At 46.0% G+C, this 17,911-nt stretch carries 17 protein-coding genes and 1 pseudogene; 1 reads left to right on the top strand and 17 read right to left on the bottom strand.

Translation table 11 applies throughout. The features are described from left to right. Nucleotides 1–36 precede the first annotated feature (36 nt). The 4 genes from HMPREF1250_RS01160 to HMPREF1250_RS01145 all read right to left on the bottom strand — a co-directional run bounded on the left by HMPREF1250_RS01160 (nucleotide 37) and on the right by HMPREF1250_RS01145 (nucleotide 2,054). A complete protein-coding gene (locus HMPREF1250_RS01160) occupies nucleotides 37–234 on the bottom strand; it encodes a zinc-ribbon domain-containing protein (RefSeq protein ID WP_023052759.1) in 198 nt (65 codons plus the stop codon). 65 nt (nucleotides 235–299) lie between these two features. After that, nucleotides 300–569, bottom strand: a complete 270-nt coding sequence (locus HMPREF1250_RS01155; protein ID WP_023052734.1) for a barstar family protein — start codon at nucleotides 567–569, stop codon at nucleotides 300–302. Between the two features lie 12 nt (nucleotides 570–581). Next, a complete protein-coding gene (locus HMPREF1250_RS01150) occupies nucleotides 582–1,043 on the bottom strand; it encodes a ribonuclease domain-containing protein (RefSeq protein ID WP_023052746.1) in 462 nt (153 codons plus the stop codon). A 144-nt stretch (nucleotides 1,044–1,187) separates the two neighbouring features. Beyond that, the gene (locus HMPREF1250_RS01145; RefSeq protein WP_023052735.1) at nucleotides 1,188–2,054 is read right to left on the bottom strand and encodes a vWA domain-containing protein; all 867 of its coding nucleotides are present in this window, start codon (nucleotides 2,052–2,054) and stop codon (nucleotides 1,188–1,190) included. 587 nt (nucleotides 2,055–2,641) lie between these two features. Here HMPREF1250_RS01145 and glmS point away from each other — a divergent pair. After that, nucleotides 2,642–4,471 (top strand): glutamine--fructose-6-phosphate transaminase (isomerizing), encoded by a 1,830-nt coding sequence (gene glmS, locus HMPREF1250_RS01140; RefSeq protein WP_023052739.1) that lies wholly within the window; start codon nucleotides 2,642–2,644, stop codon nucleotides 4,469–4,471. Nucleotides 4,472–4,559: 88 nt separating this feature from the next. Here glmS and HMPREF1250_RS01135 read toward each other — a convergent pair whose 3' ends face one another. The 13 genes and pseudogenes from HMPREF1250_RS01135 to HMPREF1250_RS01065 form a co-directional block, all read right to left on the bottom strand. Beyond that, complete coding sequence (locus tag HMPREF1250_RS01135; RefSeq protein WP_023052728.1) at nucleotides 4,560–5,870, bottom strand: MFS transporter; 1,311 nt, start codon at nucleotides 5,868–5,870, stop codon at nucleotides 4,560–4,562. Between the two features lie 1,209 nt (nucleotides 5,871–7,079). Then, on the bottom strand, nucleotides 7,080–7,439 hold the full coding sequence (locus tag HMPREF1250_RS01120) for a hypothetical protein (RefSeq protein ID WP_036242260.1): 360 nt from the start codon (nucleotides 7,437–7,439) through the stop codon (nucleotides 7,080–7,082). A 32-nt stretch (nucleotides 7,440–7,471) separates the two neighbouring features. Then, nucleotides 7,472–8,236 carry an HD domain-containing protein gene (locus HMPREF1250_RS01115; RefSeq protein WP_023052752.1) on the bottom strand — a complete coding sequence of 255 codons (765 nt, stop codon included), beginning with the start codon at nucleotides 8,234–8,236 and terminating at the stop codon, nucleotides 7,472–7,474. Between the two features lie 34 nt (nucleotides 8,237–8,270). Beyond that, a complete protein-coding gene (locus tag HMPREF1250_RS01110; RefSeq protein WP_023052767.1) occupies nucleotides 8,271–9,182 on the bottom strand; it encodes an NAD-dependent epimerase/dehydratase family protein in 912 nt (303 codons plus the stop codon). Nucleotides 9,183–9,241: 59 nt separating this feature from the next. Next, complete coding sequence (rfbC, locus tag HMPREF1250_RS01105) at nucleotides 9,242–9,850, bottom strand: dTDP-4-dehydrorhamnose 3,5-epimerase (protein ID WP_023052753.1); 609 nt, start codon at nucleotides 9,848–9,850, stop codon at nucleotides 9,242–9,244. A gap of 3 nt (nucleotides 9,851–9,853) precedes the next feature. After that, nucleotides 9,854–10,789, bottom strand: a complete 936-nt coding sequence (rfbD, locus tag HMPREF1250_RS01100; protein ID WP_023052756.1) for a dTDP-4-dehydrorhamnose reductase — start codon at nucleotides 10,787–10,789, stop codon at nucleotides 9,854–9,856. A gap of 54 nt (nucleotides 10,790–10,843) precedes the next feature. Beyond that, nucleotides 10,844–11,866 (bottom strand): dTDP-glucose 4,6-dehydratase, encoded by a 1,023-nt coding sequence (rfbB, locus tag HMPREF1250_RS01095; protein WP_023052730.1) that lies wholly within the window; start codon nucleotides 11,864–11,866, stop codon nucleotides 10,844–10,846. A gap of 107 nt (nucleotides 11,867–11,973) precedes the next feature. Further along, a pseudogene (locus HMPREF1250_RS01090) lies at nucleotides 11,974–12,240 on the bottom strand (four helix bundle protein); the annotation flags it as partial. Nucleotides 12,241–12,483: 243 nt separating this feature from the next. Beyond that, nucleotides 12,484–13,377, bottom strand: a complete 894-nt coding sequence (gene rfbA / locus HMPREF1250_RS01085; protein ID WP_023052748.1) for a glucose-1-phosphate thymidylyltransferase RfbA — start codon at nucleotides 13,375–13,377, stop codon at nucleotides 12,484–12,486. 21 nt (nucleotides 13,378–13,398) lie between these two features. Next, the gene (locus tag HMPREF1250_RS01080) at nucleotides 13,399–14,628 is read right to left on the bottom strand and encodes a nucleotide sugar dehydrogenase (RefSeq protein WP_023052766.1); all 1,230 of its coding nucleotides are present in this window, start codon (nucleotides 14,626–14,628) and stop codon (nucleotides 13,399–13,401) included. A 26-nt stretch (nucleotides 14,629–14,654) separates the two neighbouring features. Next, entirely contained in the window at nucleotides 14,655–16,058 is a 1,404-nt protein-coding gene (locus tag HMPREF1250_RS01075) for a lipopolysaccharide biosynthesis protein (RefSeq protein WP_023052726.1), read from the bottom strand. A 12-nt stretch (nucleotides 16,059–16,070) separates the two neighbouring features. Continuing rightward, nucleotides 16,071–16,703 (bottom strand): CatB-related O-acetyltransferase, encoded by a 633-nt coding sequence (locus HMPREF1250_RS01070; protein ID WP_023052737.1) that lies wholly within the window; start codon nucleotides 16,701–16,703, stop codon nucleotides 16,071–16,073. 155 nt (nucleotides 16,704–16,858) lie between these two features. After that, nucleotides 16,859–17,911, bottom strand: coding sequence for a polysaccharide pyruvyl transferase family protein (locus HMPREF1250_RS01065; protein WP_023052745.1), 1,053 nt, complete (start codon nucleotides 17,909–17,911; stop codon nucleotides 16,859–16,861).

Genomic DNA, 17,911 nt, shown 5'->3' with positions numbered 1-17,911 from the left:
GAGACCGCAGTCTTCCTTTTTTGTATTCTTTTCCGTTCAGCGCAGCAGTACAAAAGCGGCAACAGCGGCAAGCACAACGACGATAACGACGGCAACACCGATTCCCGTCGTCTTTGCCGATACGCTCGGCATCTCCTCTTCCTTGCGGCTGCCCGGCGGCGGCAACGGCGCGCCGCAATAAGGGCAGGTCTTTGCACCTGGCGGAACCGGCTTGCCGCATCGCGGACATTTCATCAGCAACCTCTCCTTTCGCTCCAACAAACCGGCAGGATGACCATCCCGACCGGATTTCGCGCAGTCTATACCAGCTGCACCGTTAAAAACTCGTTCTCAGCAGCGGCGGCCAGGAAAACCTGCAGCATCGCTGCGCCATAAGCAGACAAATACGCTTCGTCAGCCAACTTGCGCGGCACTTTGAGAAGCGTTTCCTCGCCGATTTCGCCGAGCAGATCGTGTAAAGCGTCCAGATTGGCGCCGTAATAGTCCGGAAAGGCGAAGAGACGCTGCAAGTAATGATGCGCCTCGTCTTTTGTCTTCATTCGCTCCGCGTCTATCAGGTATTCGTTCATCGCTGACTCTCCTCAATATAACTGCTGAAAATCCTTATAATGGTCGGCAGAATAATAAATCAGCCCGTCATTGGAATAGACGATACGCTTGGCGCCGCGATTGCCTTTGACGTAATCGATATCGCATTCCCGCCAAGTACGGCCTTGCTTGTCGGGAACGGCTTTTTCATAGTTCCCGTAGCGGTCGCCGCCGATACTCTTGCCCGGCGCCACCGTATCCAAGGTTCCCTTATCTTTCCAGCCCAGCGCTTGCGCCTCTTTTTTCGTAATATAGTTGGACGGCAGCTTTTTATAGGCGTGAATATACGCGGCGACATGATCCTTATCGGTATACGTTCCCCGTTCTTCCACGCTGACTTGCTGCTTTGCCGCAGACGCCGGTTTGGCGGCAGCCGCATCATTGCTTTTGCCGCAGCCGGCCAAAACGAAAAGAGCGACAAAGGCGATGAGAGCATACGTAATAATCCGTTTCACGAACGTCCTCCTTTCGGTACTGTTCCGAACAGCGACGCCTTATCCGCCGGCCGCGCGGAAAGAGACGGCTTGCTCATATTGGCCGTCTCTTCTGTCCGCGTCATCCACGATAAGGGCATGCCGTGCGTCGCGGAACCGATTTTTTCATTTAATGTTATTTTTCCAATTGGGCGTAATGGCACGATGATAAGCAAGAGAATGCGCCAGCTCGGCGACAGCCGCATAGTTGGCGCGAACGCCTTCACTGTTGTTCGTGTACGTGGCCGCTTTGTCCTGCGTAATGCCGATCTTCTGCGCTTCCGCTTCCGCGTCGATATTGGCGCCTAAGAAAATAAATTCCCAGCCGTCCTTTTCCTTCTTGTCGGAAATCATGCGCTTGACCGCATCCTGCGTATATTCTTTGCTGCTGTTTTCCAATCCGTCCGTAATGATCACGAAAAGCACTTTATTACCTTTATCGGCAATGCCCGCCGTCTTTTCCACCGTATGTATCGTCGTGCCGACGGCATCGTAAAGAGCCGTCATACCGCCGACCTGATAATCCTTATCGGTCATCGTCTTGACATCGGCAAGCTTAGCTCTGTCATACACCGTTTCTGCATGGTTATTGAACAGCACCGTCGTTACATTGGCATCGACGGCGAGTTTCCGTTCCTTTTCGATCATGGAATTGAAACCGCCGATCGTATCGCTTTCCAGCCCGCCCATGGAACCGCTGCGGTCCAAGACAAGCACCATTTCCAGATGATTCGGTTTTTCTTCCGGCACGGCAGGGACCTTCGTCACCTCCGCGGCCTGCGGATCCGGCGCGGACGTCGCCGGCGCCGTCGTCGACGTCGAACCGTTATCCGCCGCCGACTGCGTGATTTGCGTCAGCGGATTGGCTTCCTTGAGCTGGGCCAGGATCAGACTGCCGATATCGACGGTCCGCGCCGCAGCGGGAGCGGCGGCGGAAACGGCGAAGCATACGGTTGTCACGGCCAAAGCCGCGCTTACTTTGTTTATCTTCATGATAGTAGTCTCCTTTCTTACGCTAAGCGCTTACACGATCTTCTTCCTATCTTTAATTGTTCATTCATTTTATCATAAAGAGCTTCCCCTTGTTAGGCTTTTTGCAAAATCCATATACGGAAAGTCCCTGTTTTCTGTAATTGATAAACTGTTGTCTTCTTTTTGTGTCACAACTGTGACAATGGGCTGATTTTCTCTCGTCTTATCCCGCCGATCTTCCCCTTCTGACCGGCAGGAAAGGGCTGCAAAAAACCGGCCGAAGCCGCTTATCTTGACTATCATCGGACAATCTATTAAAATGAGACAGGATCAGGAAATGTTATATACTATTTCCCTGCTCCGCCGTTGCCGTTCATTTTCCTGTATGTCCGGCAGCGCCGTATTAAAAAGACAGCATATCTGTCTCAGCGCTAGCTCTTGCACTCAGGCAAGAAGACGAGGAAGAGGTCGTCGAACAGTCAGCGGATGCCTCTCGGCAAGATCTGCCGATACGAACTGTAAAAGCCCTTCGGTAACGGAGGGGACAAAGCAGACTCGAGATCAACAGGAACTTTATCTACTTTATTTTATAGAGGAGGTTCTTGCACATGTGCGGAATATTAGGGTACGTCGGTAATGAACAGGCTGCCCCGTTTTTAATCGAAGGATTGACGAAGCTGGAATACCGCGGCTACGATTCCTCCGGTATCGCCGTCGACGACGGCCAGACGATTCGCGTGGAAAAATGTGTCGGCCGTCTGGCATCTTTAGTCGATAAGATTGCCGGCAACATGCCTGTCGGCACCGTCGGCATCGGCCATACCCGCTGGGCGACGCACGGCCGTCCGTCGGATATCAACGCGCACCCCCACACGGACGGCACGGGGAATTTCGCCGTCGTCCACAACGGCATTATTGAAAATTATTTGCCTCTGAAGGAAGCGTTGCTCAAAAAGGGCCACGTCTTCCAATCGGAAACGGACACGGAAGTCGTCGTTCATCTGTTGGCTGATCTGTACGCCGGCGATTTTGAAAAGGCCGTACGAAACGTGCTGCACCGCATTGACGGCTCGTACTCGCTGGTCTTTATGTCCAAAGCCGATCCCGGCGTTCTGATTTGCTCGAAAAAAGACAATCCTCTTGTCGTCGGCCTCGGGGAAGGAGAAAATTTCATCGCTTCCGATATTCCGGCGATCATTACCAGGACGCGGAAAACGTATATCTTAAGCGACGGAGAGATGGCCGTCGTCCGCAAGGACGCCGTCACTGTCACCGACCTTTCCGGAGAAAAGCTCGACAAGAAGATCTTTGAAGTAACGTGGAATGCTGAAACGGCCGAAAAGGGCGGTTATGAACATTTCATGCTCAAAGAGATCCACGAACAGCCGAAAGCTGTCCGCGATACGACGTCGCCCCGCATCTCCAAAGACGGCAGTCGGATCGTCATGGATGAACTGAACTGGGACGCCGCTTACCTGAACGGCTTCCGCAAGATTTTTATCGTTGCCTGCGGAACGGCGTACCATGCCGGTCTCGTCGGCAAGACGTACATCGAAAAGCTGGTCCGCATTCCGGTGGAAACGGATATCGCTTCCGAATTCCGCTATCGCGATCCGATCATCGATGAGGGAACACTGCTCATCGTCGTCAGCCAGTCCGGCGAAACGAGCGACACCCTGGCGGCGTTGAAAGAAGCAAAACGGCGCGGCGCCAAGACGTTAGCCATAACCAACGTCGTCGGCTCCTCCATCGCCCGTGAAGCCGATCAGGTCGTTTATACTTGGGCCGGCCCGGAAATAGCTGTCGCCTCGACCAAAGCGTATACGACACAGCTTGTTACGTTTTTCATGCTGTCTCTCTACATGGCCGCCATCAAACAGACACAGCCTGCCGACCGCCTCACGGCCCTGATCGGCGAATTGCGCAACCTGCCGGACCAGATCGGCCGCACCTTGGAAGACGTCGAGCCGATCAAGACCTTCGCCAAGAAATACGGTTTCAACGAAGACGCCTTTTTTATCGGCCGTTCCCTGGATTATAACGTCGCCATGGAAGGCTCGCTGAAGCTGAAAGAAATTTCTTACATTCACGCAGAAGCTTACGCCGCCGGTGAATTGAAGCACGGTACGCTGGCGCTGATCGTCAACGGCGTCCCCGTTATCGCCTTGGCTACCCAGAAGAGCGTTTATGAAAAGACGCTGAGCAATATCAAAGAAGTCAAAGCCCGGGACGCCATCGTCATCGGCATTGCCGCTGCAGGCGACACGGAGCTTGTAAAATATGTCGACCACGTAATTCGCGTTCCCGAAATCGACGAACTGCTGATGCCGATTCTGGCCGTTATCCCGCTCCAACTTCTGGCTTATTACGCAGCTATCACCAGAGGCTGTGATGTCGACAAGCCGCGCAATCTGGCAAAATCGGTCACTGTCGAATAAACGTCAGTCACCAACGTAATACGCGAAAAGAGCATCTTCCCCCGAAGATGCTCTTTTTTTACCCCTATATAATTCCCTATCTTATACGTTATTCCGCTGCCGGCCTCTTTTTCGGAACCAGCATTTTTCCCGGTTTGACGAAAAACCAGCAGACGACGGCGACGATACCGAAAAGAGACGTAGCCGTAAAGGCTTCATTCCAACCGTAATTGGTAACGAAATAGGCCGTTACAATCGGGGCCAGAACGCCGCCGATATTTCCCCAAAGATTCATCCAGCCCGAAACGGAGCCGGTATACTGACCGCCTAACGAGATTACCGTCGACCAGCTGGCGCTCATGGAAAATCCCAAGGCTCCCAACGAAACGGACATCCAGAAAATATTCATCGCCGCACTCGGCGTATGAGCCGCAATGTAAAGGCCGAGAGAACAGACGGCGACACCGGCCATTGCCGTTACGGTACGCATGGAATATTGGCGTTCGCTGTTTGCGCCGTTAGCCATCTTATCGGAGATGAACCCGGCAACAAAGACCATGGCCATTAACGCAACCCAGGGGAAAGAAGCCCAGATCCCCATCGTTTTCAACGATAAGCCGTGCACTTCCGTCAGATACAGCGGCAGCCAAGATAAAAACACATACATGATGTAGTCGACAACCATAAACTGAATGCCGACGGCCCAGAATTGGGACGAACGAAGAAAAGTTCCCCATGGAGCTACCGTTTTTCCCGTTGCGGCCGCGCTGCGCCCTTGATTGATATAATCGGCTTCCAGCTCATTTACATAAGGGCTGTCAGCCGGATTGTCAACGACAAAATGATGCCAAACATAAGCAAGCAGGACACCGACTGCGCCGAAAAGCAAGAACACGGCATGCCAGCCGAAAGCTGCCATCAACGCCACCGTCACAGCTGGGCCGACGACGGGACCGAAAAAAGTGCCGAGCAGAATCGACGAACTGGCCTTGCCTTTTTCATGTCGGTTGAACCAGTTGAACGTCGCCGCGCCTAAAGACGGAAAAACCGGGCCTTCGCCGAGACCGAACAGCAACCGCACGGCGGCAAAGCTGATCTTCCCTTTCGCCAAGGCCGTCAACGCCGTAAATACAGACCACCAGAGAATGGCCAGCGCGCCCGTCCGGCGCAGCCCCAGCCTTTCAGCCAACATACCGCCCGGCACCTGCATCAGCGCATACCCGGCAAAAAAGCAGGTCTGAATAAAGCCCATATCCATTTTTGTAAAACCGAATTCCTGCATAATAACCGGCGTGGCGACAGACAAATTGACACGATCCATATACGCGACAAAGCTGATCATAAAAATAAGAAAGGCGACCTTCCAGCGAAAGTTCGTCATTACGGCCTGTACAGCTCTGTTCTCCAATACTCGTTCCATCACTACATCCCCCTCTGTATGACAATATTCCCCCTGCTTTCCAAAAATTGTTAAAAAAAAACACCTGCCGCCATTTCCGAAGAAACGGCGACAGGGGCGATGTACGCGGTACCACCCTGTCATTATACTCATTGTCCGACAAGACGTTCATTAACGCTGAAACACGTCTGCGCCTCATATTCTCTAGAAAAATAAGTCGACGCCGAAACTCCCGGGCGATGTCAGCCACACTCCATGTGATCCGCTTTCACCAAATACGGACTCTCTTTACACCGTGAAAATGCGCTCTTCCCGTTCATCGTCTATAGCGGCAATTATGCCGCAGATGCAATTGTTTGGAAAGTTGCTTTTTATTATCCACGGAAGAAGACTCCTTGTCAAGGAAAAATTTTAATAATTTTAAATCGTTTTAAAGTTAAACGTTATATCTTAAATTTAACCTATTATGATGAATTCGCTCCGCGCATGCTTCCGGCTGAAAGCGCCGGCCCTCTCCTGCAATAAAAAAAGAGGGCGTCTGATGAAGTGTCACCCAACATTAGGCTATTTACTCCGGCAAGAAATCGTTGGCGTTTTTCTATGCAGATGCCTTCTTGTCTCGATATTCGATCAGGCTACGCAATCAAGGGATGCTTAAACGCGCTTCTCGTTGTAATAACATATATATCTTTCTTTACATTCCTCGAAATGGTGATATACCTATTCACAGTACATTCCTATTGGCCGAATTGCAGGCCCGTTGGCACGATTGTCGGTATCATCCAGTCCCAGTCCCCTGCTCTTGCGCAGACCGTAGCCGCAAAACGCGGTATTCTAAATCCGGGAGCCCTCGCCTCCGGCGGTTCCATGTATTATGAGGTGGCGTCCGACTACCTTATCCCCGATGGGTAAAGACGTCATGATGAATCGGGGCGAAGAGGAAGGGGGTACCCGTATCTTACGTTTCCTAATTTACAAGGTTCCGGAAAATGGGAAGCCCACATCTATGCCGGTAAGGGCGCCGGTCCTGTCAGCCATATCTGTGAACCCTATGGCTTTGCCGGTTCCTACTGCGTCACGCCGAAAGGGAATGCTCACGAAGAATATATATCAAAAATCTCCGCATCCTTTCGTTAAACAATGAAAAACGTACAGTTTTAATCGCCGTATTTCTTACGGAAAGGTCATCCATCTCCAACCGAAGGCCTATTCCATCGGCATAAATTATATTTACAGCCGGGCAGCTATTCCGGAAATGACATCACTGACCAGTACAGCCATATATACAGCCCGCCGGAACGGCATACAGGGTCCCGCTGACTTTGCAGATAAGCCGGATTTCCTTACAACTTGCGATCTAAGCAACAACAACTTCGGCAGAGCAGAATTTTCCTCGCCAAAGCCGCCTTCGTACCGATGAAAGACCTCATCGCGGAAGCCAACTGCGGATTCAACGCAGAAGACACAGGCATAAAAAATGGACAACATCCTCCTGCGCAAAACCACAGCATATATTAAATAAGGCAAAACAAACAGATTGTGCTCGTTCAGCTCCTGCTGAAAAGCCACAATCTGTTTTGTCTGTCCCATTATTTCTTTCGCAACGCTTGTAAAACTCCAGCCTATACCTCGCCAATCAAACGGTGCAGTTCGTTTAACCGTTCTTCCGTCTCCTCATTCCGGGAATGAACCGCCAAAAGCTTCCTGTAATTTCCCTGCTCCCTGACAATTTCCGGACTGATCGGATAAACAAGCTCAAAATACAGGCAAAGCATGCCTACATAAAAGTCGATCGTCGTCTGGGCAAGTTCGGCGGGAACCGCTTTCCGACGGCGTGCCGCTTCCATAACAGGTTCCGAAACAGCTGATGTTTCCAAATCAGAAATATTGACATGGAGCATATTCTTCTTGCCGAAAGCGTACACCGCATAGACACGGAAAATATCGATCTTATCCGCATCACGGACAATCTGGCAGAATAACCGTTGCCTTTCCGTCAAATCCACCTCCAGGCGATAAGCGCTGTGCTGTCCGACCGCTTCGCGGATGATATCATCCGCCGCGTCATCAGAAAGAAAATCGCGAATATGTCCCTCTGAAAACAAATAAGAAGCGCCATACCCGGCATGATCCATAGAATGACCGTCAACAAACGTATGGTACCTTCTCACCTGCTCGAACCGCCCAATATCATGGAGCAGGCCGATCAACCATACCAGATCTACGTCACTGCGGGGCAAGCCCAGACTTTCCGTGATGCATGCACAAAGCCCACCCACTTTAAAAGAATGGACGAGCTTCAACCGGATGGCTTCATCTGTCTGGTCAAACCGGGACAGATACGTATTAAATTTATTTCTGACCTCTTCCCGACTGATTGCCACCATCTGCAAATACTTCTTTCTCCCATCTATATATGAATTATTTCAGAAAATGCCCATATGTGCGCCGTAAGGCTTCCTTCATCGGCATTTCCGGCTTCCACCTCAAGGCTTCCATCGCCTTCCGGTTGGACAAGACAGAGCGGTAAATATCTCCTTCACGAGGTGCGGAAAATTCCGGTTGAATCGGCTTCCCTGCCACATCGCCCAGCAATTGCACCAGCGCCTTCAGACTGGTTTCCGTTTCCGTACTGAGATTATATACCTCATTCACCCGATCCGTTTTGAGCGCTGCATAAATCCCACTGGCAATATCGCCGGCATAAATGAAATCCCTCGTCTGATTGCCATCACCAAAAATAGAAATTCCTTCCCCGTAGGCAATCTTCTTTGTAAATATGCTGATAACTCCGCCTTCTCCCTGACGCTCGCCAAAAACATTGGCAAAACGGAGCACCACATAATCCAGACCATACAGCTGATGATACAGCTCCATATACTTTTCGGAAACCACTTTGCTGAGCCCATAGAAAGACAACGGACTCGCCGTCCGGTCTTCCCGTATCGGAAGCGCACTTTCAGGCACATCCCCGTAAGCGGCCGCCGTGGAAGAAAATACGACACGCTTCACACCGCCCGTCCTGGCCGCTTCCAGCACATTCACCATGCCGCCGATATTATTCCGTTCATCATATAGCGGATCCCGGATAGAGGCGTCCACCATCGTCTGCGCCGCCAGATGAACAATGGCATCAAAGCCGCCGGCCGCCATCAGCTTGCGTGCTCCTTCACTGCAAACATCCGCCTCCAGCAGAATCACCCCAGCAGGCAGATTCTCCCGAAGCCCGGTAGCCAGATTATCCAACACAACGACATCCTCGCCACGCTCCATCAGCAGCCGCGTCAAATGGGATCCAATAAACCCCGCCCCGCCGGTCACTAAAATTTTCATAATATGCCCCTTTTATCTTATAAACTATTCCCGCGCTTGCATTGCCGGAACCTCATCACTTAGAACTTAAACGTATCCTTAAGTCCCAGCCATTTCTGATCTTTGTCGCTCAAATTGAGTGGCGTGCCATCTTCCATGGCATATCCGCCACTTGCGGCATTTCCCGCATATTCTCCCTGCAGCTGAGGCCATATGATACCTATTTCAGGATCATTCCATGCCAGACCGCCCTCATCATTCGCATGCCAGAAATCATTCACCTTATAGCAGAACTCCGCTTCCGCACTAAGTACCAAGAATCCATGGGCGAACCCTTCAGGAATGAGGAACTGCTTTCTATTTTCCGCAGTCAATTCGATGCCATGCCACTTTCCATAGGTGACAGACTCGGAACGTAAATCTACGGCAACATCAAAAACGCTGCCACGGATAGCACGCACCAGCTTGCACTGAGGAAAATGTTTCTGGAAATGAAGTCCGCGCAGGACGCCTTTTTTACTCATAGACTGGTTATCCTGAACAAAACGGATATGGAAACCGGCTTCTTCCATATCCCTCTGATTATAAGTTTCCATGAAATACCCGCGATCATCCCCATGGATCGCCGGTGTGATTACACACAGCCCTTCGATACCGCCTACATTTTTTTCTACTCTTATCTGCCCCATATGTCACTTCTCCCTGCCTTCCCGACGATCCGCAACTACTTGCAAGTATCGTTTCAATGCATCTTTCCAGTCCGGCAACGGTGTAAAGCCATAATCCACAAGCTTCTGTTTATCCAACCGGCTGTTAAACGGCCGTGCTGCTTTGGAAACTCCATATTCCTTTGTCGTAACCGGCACAACCCTTGTCGTATATCCGGCCTGCTTAAATATTTCCACGGTAAAATCATACCAGGAAATAAAGCCACCCTCATTCGTCGCATGGTAATAACCATATTTTTCTGTTTCCACCATATCCACCAAGAGACGGGCAAGATCTAACGTATATGTAGGCGTCCCGACCTGATCATCAACAACACGAACCTCCTCGTGCGTCTTCCCCACATTCAGCATCGTCTTGATGAAATTTTTTCCGTTCGTGCCAAACACCCACGCGATACGGATAATGAAATATCTCTCCAGCAGTTCTGAAACCGCCAGCTCTCCACCAAGCTTTGTTTCCCCATATACATTAAGCGGTGCGTACTCTTTGCAATCCGGTTCCCAAGGCTTCGTTCCCTGCCCGTTGAACACATAATCCGTGCTGATATAAACCATCTTGGCATTTAACTTCTTTGCTTCTTCCGCGATATATCCGGTGCCATCCACGTTAATCGCCTTCACCAGCGCTTTTTTATCTTCATCCTCCGCCGCATCGACGGCCGTCCATGCCGCACAATGGATAATCACATCAGGGCGGACATCCTCCAACACAGCCCTTACGTCCGACTGATTCGTGATATCCAAGGAAATATACGGCATCCTGGTAACCGCCGTACCGTCCTGAATGCCTGTATAAACAGATTCTACGGCACTTCCGATTCCTTCATACCCCCGTTTAGCCAATTCGTTCATCACATCATGTCCAAGTTGCCCGGTCACACCCGTCACAAATACCTTCATGCTTCCCTCCGCTCAAGAATCTTCCCCATTTGCAATAGCTTTTAATGATCTTAATTACTTTTTATTTTCATTCATTTTCTGATAATATCCCTGATATTCTCCTGATACTATTTCCTTCCACCAGTTCTGATTGTCCAGATACCATTGAATCGTTTTCCCGATGCCGTCCTTGAACTTGGTCTCAGGGAACCAGCCTAATTCATGATGGATCTTCGTCGGATCGATCGCATACCGTTGGTCATGTCCCTTCCTGTCTGTTACATGCTCGATCAATGAAAAGGGCTTCTGCAAATACTCACAAATCAGGTGAACGATGTCGATATTCTTCATTTCATTATGCCCGCCGATATTATAAACTTCTCCCAAGGTTCCTCTTTGGAGAATCAAGTCAATTGCCTTGCAGTGATCTTCCACATACAGCCAGTCACGGATATTCAGGCCTTCTCCATACACAGGCAACTTCTCCTCTGCCAACGCACGGACAATCATAAGCGGAATCAGTTTTTCCGGAAACTGGTAAGGCCCGTAATTATTGGAGCAGCGGCTTATCGTGACAGGCAGCCCATATGTGCGATGATAGGCCATGACCAGAAGGTCTGCAGAAGCCTTGGATGTGCTGTACGGACTGGAAGAATGGATCGGCGTATCTTCATGGAAGAATAAATCCGGACGATCAATGGGCAAATCACCATATACCTCGTCCGTCGATACCTGGTGATAACGCATGATTCCATATTTACGGCAGGCGTCCATCAATACAGCCGTGCCGATAATATTCGTCTGTAAGAATATCTCAGGATTTTCGATAGACCGGTCTACATGGGATTCTGCAGCGAAATTAACGACCACATCGGGCTTCTCTTCTTCAAATAATCGATACACCGCCAGTCTGTCACAGATATCCATTTTCACAAAGCGGAAATTATCCTTATCCATAACAGAAGATAAAGTGGCAAGATTCCCCGCATAGGTCAGCTTATCCAGACAAACCACCCTATCCTCCGGGCGCTGTTTCATCATATAAAAAATAAAATTGGAGCCAATGAATCCGGCGCCCCCGGTAACAATAATCGTCATGTCTATCTCCTTCCTCTTAATAGAAATAAGAGATGTCAGATTTAATAGAGAAAAGATATCAGATGGCAGACACTAAATAACATAAGAAGCCTTTATCACATCCAGCCTCATATCAAATTTTCTTTATTAATCAATACTGATAACATTTTTCGTATTTCATCCGCTAAATCCAACAGAATCCGAGCTTGCTCTTCTTCTATATATTTCAGCCTTTTACAAATTAAAATATGAGTCTGCAACTCAGCTACCGAACCTCGTGCTATCGTCAAAAAATACTTTGTATCATTTTTTGTAGCACGTGCAGCACCTTCAGCAATGTTAGACGGAACAGAAACCGCTGCTCGCCGCATTTGATCAGACAAAGCAAACAAACTCTTCTTTCGGAAGAAATCTCACTGCTTCATATACTTTTTCAGCAAGAGTCATGGATTTCTGCCAAACAATCATTTTCTGGAAATTCATGATTCTCAAGACCCCTTATTAATCACCACTCAGCAAAGTCCATATAAAAATGCATAGATTAAACGATTTCCATCATATTTTATCATCTAATCTCTGACATCTGTCTTCTAGCTTTCTCCTTCTGACTTCTGTCCTCCGATGTCTGCCTTCTATACTCACACTTCCGACAGAATCTTCCCCATGGCCACCTTTTTCAGATATTGTCCATACGGGCTCTTTCCATACTTTTCAGCACTCTCTTCCAATGTCGCCTTATCTATCCAGCCCTGCTGGTATGCAATATCCTCCAGCGCCGCTATATGGATTCCCGCACGCGTTTCCACCGCCCGGACGAAATCAGCAGCAGCACTTAGACTATCTATGGTCCCGGTATCCAGCCACGCATACCCGCGTCCCAGAGTGACCACCTGCAAGTTTCCATCATCCAGATACATTTTATTCAAATCCGTAATTTCCAATTCTCCACGATCTGACGGTTTGACCTGCTTCGCATACTCACATACTTTGGAATCATAAAAATATAATCCGGTCACTGCATAATTAGACTTTGGATTCTTAGGTTTCTCTTCAATCGAAATCGCTTTCCCCTGTTTATCAAATTCAATCACGCCAAAACGTTCCGGATCATCCACGTAATATCCGAAAACAGTCGCACCTGCCGCATGCTGTGCGTCTTCTGCCGCCCCCTTCAAATACCTTGTCAACCCGGCGCCATAAAAGATATTATCCCCCAGAACCATGGCGCAAGGCTCTCCGGCAATAAATTCTTCACCCAGTATAAATGCCTGTGCCAATCCGTCAGGAGAAGGCTGTATCTTGTATTTCAAATGGATACCATATCTTGAGCCATCTCCTAAAAGACGTTCAAAATTAGGTAAATCCATCGGCGTAGAAATAATCAGAATATCCCGAATCCCGGCCAACATCAACGTAGACAAGGGATAATAAATCATCGGTTTATCATAAATCGGCAAAAGCTGCTTCGATGTCACCATCGTCAATGGATACAACCGCGTCCCGCTGCCGCCGGCTAAAACAATTCCCTTCATAAAGCCTCTCCCTTACATTCTTTAATCTCTTGCAAAAATATCCCTCGTATAGACCTTATCCCTGACATCATTGAGGCTGCTGTCATATCGATTGGCAATGATGCTTTGGCTTTCTTTTTTGAATCTGTCTAAATCATTCACAACCATACTTCCAAAAAACATGCTTCCATTTTCCAAGGTCGGCTCATAAATAATGATTTTAGCGCCCTTGGCTTTAATTCTTCTTATGACTCCTTGAATACTGCTCTGTCGAAAATTATCTGAATTGGATTTCATTGTCAATCTATAGACCCCAATCACTAAAGGCTTTTCTTTCTCCGCATGTTCGTCACCGCTGCAATGATATCCCGCTTTTTCCAGCACTTGTCCGGCAATGAAATCCTTTCGTGTCCGATTTGACTGGACGATTGCTTCAATCAGATTTTCAGGAACTTCCGAATAATTGGCCAGCAACTGCTTGGTATCCTTTGGCAAACAATATCCTCCATAGCCAAAAGAAGGATTATTATAGTATGCCCCAATTCGTGAATCAAGACATACACCATTGATAATCTGCTGCGTATCCAATTTCTTCATTTCCGCATAAGTATCCAGCTCATTGAAATAAGAAACACGCATCGCCAAATACGTATTTGCAAAAAGTTTTACCGCTTCCGCTTCTGTAAATCCCATAAAAAGCGTGGGAATATCTTTCTTTATCGCACCTTCCTGTAAAAGTCCGGCAAACGTATGCGCCGCTTCCACAAGACGTTCATCATCGCTGTCAGTGCCTACGATAATACGGCTCGGGTAAAGATTATCATAAAGGGCCTTGCTTTCTCGCAAAAACTCAGGACTAAATAGAATATTCCTGCTGCCCGTTTTCTCACGGATACTTTTTGTATATCCGACAGGAATCGTCGATTTAATAACCATGACGGCATCAGGATTATATTCCATCACAAGTCGAATGACCGACTCTACCGAGCTCGTATCAAAAAAGTTTTTCTGGCTGTCATAATTCGTTGGAGTAGCAACAATGACAAAATCGGCATGACTATAAGCCACTTTCGCATCAAGCGTCGCAGTCAGATCCAATTTCTTTTCTGCCAAATACCTTTCGATATAATCATCCTGAATCGGTGACTTTCGCTGATTAATCAGCTCCACCTTCTCCGGAACCACATCCACCGCCATCACATGATTATGCTGTGACAATAAAACTGCTAATGACAAACCCACATACCCTGTACCTGCAATTGCTATATTCATAAAAAACAATTCTCCTTCTAAAAAACTTATATAGTCTTTATTATTGAAATTAAATTTGTTATTTGTTTTTTATTCCACGCCAAATATGCCATATATGCTGCTCCATAAATAACCATGCATATAAAATTGTCCCAAATCCATCCGCCAGCAATAAATGTGCCTACCAATAAGCATTCCACTACCATGTCTTTACCAAGGTGTAGTCCTAATAATTTTTGCAATTTTACTTCTGCATAAAAACATCTGATTGCATATAAAAATACTACTGAAAAGATTGTCATATCTAAATTATGGAACAATTCAACCGATACGACAGTGACAATCGCACTTAATATAACTGCAATACTATTGATTTTTAGCATCAGAAACTCTTGCCGCATACTCTTCAAATAAGTATTAACCAACAATTGCATCTTGCTTTCAAATATGCAAACAGGAAATAAAACGGCCATATACACCAAACTATCCTCATACTGTGGAAGCCACCATGACAACAAGCACCTTATCGGATAATAAAAAATCAGTAGAGCCAAAAGGATAGCAGACAACCCGCTACGAAGTTTCACATAAAGACCTGCCAGCTTGCTTTCCTCCACATGCTTCAATATAGGAAAAAACGCGACACTAACCGCACTGATAAATATCATTAAAAAATTTGAGATACCTAAAGTCAATGACACCTTTCCAAAAGTTACAACATCCCATCCTACCGAGACCCCATAACGGACAATACCAATAATAAGCATGCTTGCTATATTCGCAAACATAAGCTTAATCCCTGCACTTATATTCATAAACGTTTCATAAACGAATTCCTTAAGTGAAGTAAATTGAAAATACAGAAGCCTATAACAGATTTTTACACAAAATAAGGATGCTCCCAAAAGGGATATTACTTTTGCATAATATAAATCATAAAAAGAATTATATCCAATAATCAGAAGCAAAAACACTATAGCAAGTAGCAGGACCCTCTCGGTTAAGATAATTTTAGCATAACCGGAAATTTTATTTGTCATTTGAAGAATAAAGCCGCACATTGCATTAAAATGTAAAAATGGTAATGAAAACGCAGAATAAAGCAATAGATTCTGTTTGGTATAATCTTCAACAAAATATTTACTAAACAGCCAGATTAATGATGCAAGCAATAATTCCATACATACAAGCCCATATAATTGACCGGCAAAAACCTTCGAATCCAATTCATCAAATGATTTTCCCGCATATCGTAAATAAATTCCATCTGACCAGCCAAAATGAAAAAAGCTCATATAGGAAAAATAAAACAAGAATAATTGCCAAATACCATAATCGACAATTGGCATAAACTTAGGAACAAATATTGTCATAATAACAGATCCACACAAAGAAATAAAATTAGCGAAAAATGAATATGATATATTTCTGATCAGTCGGGTTACATTCATTTATCAACGCCTCTACTTATCTTTTATTTCTTTAATTGCTTTTTCAAGTAAATCCATATCAACTTTTTCTGTAAATAATTCTCTATGCTTATCAATAAAAGAAAAATCTATTCCGCCAAAATTAATCGTAATGAGTTTATCAATGACTGGTTGGCTGAATCTCCATTTAATAATAGTCGCAGGAACTCCTCCCACAATACTATAGGCCGGCACGTCGCTAACCACAACTGCTCCCGCTGCAATGATTGCCCCTTGCCCAATATGAACCCCAGATAAAATTAATGCATTTGTACCAATCCAAACATCATCATCAACTGTTATTTTCCCCTTTGTTATTGCCTCATCTTCTCCCCAAACTTTATTTAAAACCGGATACGTCATCAAATGATCGAAATAATGATCTCCACCACAGATAAAATGAACTCCTTTCGCAATGGAACAATAATTACCGATTTCTAATACTACATCATCCTCATGATTAAAAAGATGTGCATTAATCTTTCCATAAGTTCCTTTCCCCACTTTTATTCTGTGAAGATTAAAAATCTGTAATTGCGAAACCGTAGTATAATTATGGGAATTTAATTTTCTCCATTGGTTTCGTTGTAAAATTGCTTTTATAAAAGTTAACAAAATTTGTATCATATAATATTCTACTCCGGCACCAAACCCGACTAATAAAGAAATTAAATAAATGTTAATCCATTGCGATTTATCGTCGCACGCATTCTTCTGCAAAAAACATTCACTAAATATCTTGGGAAATTCACAGTATAAACTTTTTAATATTACATATCATTTTATTCCAAAACTTTAGATAAATATTCTTTGGATTCTCTGATATATTCCTCCAAATTATTTTGTACTTTGTTCCAATCTGTCTCTTTTTCTAACAAATTCCAATTCAATGTAGAATCAACACCTCGGTATATCAGTCCTGATTTCCTTAAAAGACTGTAGATACGCTCCCCATTGGCCTTGGGCACCAATGTAATAAACTCCTTATGAAAAATATGGCTGAACGCAGTCGCATGAAAAGAACTGGAAATTACAGCCTGAGAATGATAAATAAGATTTAAAAAATCTTCCGGCCCCACGTCTTTGATATGGATATCACACTTACAACGTCTGGTAAATCCACCTGCTAAAACTACTTTTAATCCACGCTGATGATAATAATTCACGATTTCATCGAGAATCCGGTTTGCACCTGAAAGATAAATGACTACATAAGGATCTTCTATCGGCGATTCAGAAGAAATAAAAGGCATGTATTCTTCGGCTTCCAACAGAAACACCGGATCACACACCCATTTTACACTTCGCCCCAATTCTTTTGTCAAAAATTCCGCATTCGACTTCTCTCTTACGGCTAAAGCATCAAAATAGGGCAATTTCCCCTTCAAAACAGATAAATTTGAGAAATCGATATTTTCCTTACCAACGGAAGTAGAATACGAAACCTTCTTTCCCTGTTTCACAAATTCTAAATAAAACGCCTTATCATGCCCACAGGGAAAATCCGTATTCCACAGTTGATCACTGCCTGCCATAAACACATCTGCATGTAAATTTCCGTTTTCCAACTGATTATAATCCGTATATAACGATGTCAACACCAAATTTTCCTGAATAAATTGATTAAACTTCTTATTTCGGCTTCCATAAGATCCTGAAAAAAGTATCTTTTTAGTCCACAACTTAATTTTTGAACCCTCACTGTAAAAATAGCCTGGGCGATAATCAATAATTTGTGCATTATGTTGTTTACTTAAGTATTTCTGCAGTGCATACGCCTGAAACACGGATCCCGGATTATGCATGGCATGAATCGTGATTATTTTTATATCCAT

The organism is Megasphaera vaginalis (ex Srinivasan et al. 2021) (assembly GCF_000478965.1).
Taxonomy (GTDB): Bacteria; Bacillota; Negativicutes; order Veillonellales; family Megasphaeraceae; genus Megasphaera; species Megasphaera vaginalis.
The sequence above is the reverse complement of the archived record's forward strand: the minus strand, read 5'-3'. Positions and strand labels throughout refer to the sequence as shown.

Excerpts from the sequence above, each read along its gene's own strand:
- HMPREF1250_RS01160 (WP_023052759.1), bottom strand. The coding sequence starts at position 234 with ATGAAATGTCCGCGATGCGGCAAGCCGGTTCCGCCAGGTGCAAAGACC.
- HMPREF1250_RS01155 (WP_023052734.1), bottom strand. The coding sequence starts at position 569 with ATGAACGAATACCTGATAGACGCGGAGCGAATGAAGACAAAAGACGAG.
- HMPREF1250_RS01145 (WP_023052735.1), bottom strand. The coding sequence starts at position 2,054 with ATGAAGATAAACAAAGTAAGCGCGGCTTTGGCCGTGACAACCGTATGC.
- glmS (WP_023052739.1), top strand. The coding sequence starts at position 2,642 with ATGTGCGGAATATTAGGGTACGTCGGTAATGAACAGGCTGCCCCGTTT.
- HMPREF1250_RS01135 (WP_023052728.1), bottom strand. The coding sequence starts at position 5,870 with ATGGAACGAGTATTGGAGAACAGAGCTGTACAGGCCGTAATGACGAAC.
- HMPREF1250_RS01120 (WP_036242260.1), bottom strand. The coding sequence starts at position 7,439 with ATGGGACAGACAAAACAGATTGTGGCTTTTCAGCAGGAGCTGAACGAG.
- HMPREF1250_RS01115 (WP_023052752.1), bottom strand. The coding sequence starts at position 8,236 with ATGGTGGCAATCAGTCGGGAAGAGGTCAGAAATAAATTTAATACGTAT.
- HMPREF1250_RS01110 (WP_023052767.1), bottom strand. The coding sequence starts at position 9,182 with ATGAAAATTTTAGTGACCGGCGGGGCGGGGTTTATTGGATCCCATTTG.
- rfbC (WP_023052753.1), bottom strand. The coding sequence starts at position 9,850 with ATGGGGCAGATAAGAGTAGAAAAAAATGTAGGCGGTATCGAAGGGCTG.
- rfbD (WP_023052756.1), bottom strand. The coding sequence starts at position 10,789 with ATGAAGGTATTTGTGACGGGTGTGACCGGGCAACTTGGACATGATGTG.
- rfbB (WP_023052730.1), bottom strand. The coding sequence starts at position 11,866 with ATGACGATTATTGTTACCGGGGGCGCCGGATTCATTGGCTCCAATTTT.
- rfbA (WP_023052748.1), bottom strand. The coding sequence starts at position 13,377 with ATGAAGGGAATTGTTTTAGCCGGCGGCAGCGGGACGCGGTTGTATCCA.
- HMPREF1250_RS01080 (WP_023052766.1), bottom strand. The coding sequence starts at position 14,628 with ATGAATATAGCAATTGCAGGTACAGGGTATGTGGGTTTGTCATTAGCA.
- HMPREF1250_RS01075 (WP_023052726.1), bottom strand. The coding sequence starts at position 16,058 with ATGAATGTAACCCGACTGATCAGAAATATATCATATTCATTTTTCGCT.
- HMPREF1250_RS01070 (WP_023052737.1), bottom strand. The coding sequence starts at position 16,703 with ATGATACAAATTTTGTTAACTTTTATAAAAGCAATTTTACAACGAAAC.
- HMPREF1250_RS01065 (WP_023052745.1), bottom strand. The coding sequence starts at position 17,911 with ATGGATATAAAAATAATCACGATTCATGCCATGCATAATCCGGGATCC.